At 71.8% G+C, this 1,648-nt stretch carries 1 protein-coding gene; it reads left to right on the top strand.

All coding sequences use genetic code 11. The features are described from left to right. The coding region (locus tag ACWDX9_RS63045) for a DNRLRE domain-containing protein (protein ID WP_449973406.1) at positions 1-1,648 on the top strand (1,648 nt) is incomplete at both ends.

Here is a 1,648-nt window from a genome sequence, read left to right as displayed (position 1 = left end):
GGCCGGCGGGACCGACCTGATCAGCGTGGCCGCCGGGAACGCCCGCGTGACCCTGCGCTGGCCCGGCGCGCTCCCGTCACCGCAGGTGTCGGGCCAGAGCGTCACCTACCCCGGCGTGCTGCCCGGCGCGGACCTGACGGTCACCGCGACCAGGACGGGCGCCGAGCAGTTCCTGCTGCTCAAGCAGCGGCCCACCGCCCCGCTGTCCTACCGGCTCAGGCTGGACGCTCCCGGGCTCACGGCCCGCCAGGCCAAGGACGGCGGCGTCGAGCTGGTGGGCAAGGGCGGCAAGGTCGCCGCGACCGTGCCCGCGCCCGTGATGTGGGACGCGCGGGTGGACCAGTCCTCCGGCGAGCACACGCATCGCGCGCCGGTGAAGATGGAGGTGTCGGGCAAGGACCTCGTGCTCACGCCCGACCCGGCCTTCCTGAACGACCCCGCCACCGCCTACCCGGTCACCGTCGACCCGTCGGTCAACGTGGGCGAGGTGTTCGACACGTTCGTGCAGCAGGGCTACAACACCGACAATTCCGCTTCCACCGAACTCAAGCTCGGCAACAACGGCAGCGGGCAGATCGCCAAGTCGTTCATCACCTGGAACACCTCCGGCCTGGCCGGGCGGAAGATCCTGTCCGCCACGCTCAACCTGTGGGACTTCCACTCCTGGTCGTGCACGGCCAAGAACTGGGAGGTGTGGAGCGCCGACCAGGCCTCCGCCTCCAGCCGCTACCCGGGCCCCACCATGGCGGCCAAGTACGCCACCTCCAGCCAGACCAAGGGCTACGGCTCCGCCTGCGCCGCAGGCTGGGTCACCGCCAACGTCACGTCGCTGGCCCAGTACTGGGCGGACAAGGGCTGGGCCAAGTCCGGCATGGGGCTGCGCGCCTCGGACGAGTCCGACCCGTACGGGTGGAAGCGGTTCAACTCCGGCAACGCGGCCTCGCACACGCCGTACATCGCGGTGACGTACAACGGCAACCCGAGCACGCCGCTCTCCGTCTGGACCAGCCCGAACAGCGAGGTGAACAGCACCCTCTACACCAATTCGGTGACGCCGCGGCTGTACGCCCACGTCGGGGACGCCGACGGCGGCAACGTGCGCGCCAAGTTCGAGGTGTACGACGGCAGCACCGCGGTCATCACCGGCCTGTACGGCGCGTACGTGGCCTCCGGCGGATTCTCCGACGCCGCGGTGCCGGCCGGCAAGCTGGCCAACGGCCGCACCTACACGCTCAAGGGCTGGGCCAACGACGGCTCGCTGGACTCCCTGCAGTCCACCTCCCGGCAGTTCACCGTCGACACCACGCCGCCGCCCGCACCCAAGCTGACCAGCGGCTCCCACCCGGACTCCGGATGGCACGGCGACGCCGGTGAGGTGGCCTCGTTCACCGCCACGCCGGCCGACTCCGACGTCGCCAAGATCGCCTACCGGCTCGACGACGGTGACACGGCCACGGCGGCCACGACCGGCGCGGCCGTCACGTTCACGGTGACCCCGCAGGCCGCGGGACCGCACACGCTGACGACGTACACGCTGGACCGGGCGGGCAACGCCTCGGAGGCGGTGACCTACCGCTTCAACGTCGGGGCAGGCGCGCTGGCCTCGCCGGCCGACGGCACGCGTACGGCCCGCCGCGCCGAACTGGCC

The organism is Nonomuraea sp. NPDC003201 (genome assembly GCF_053590415.1).
This window is presented reverse-complemented; position numbering and strand designations above follow the sequence as displayed.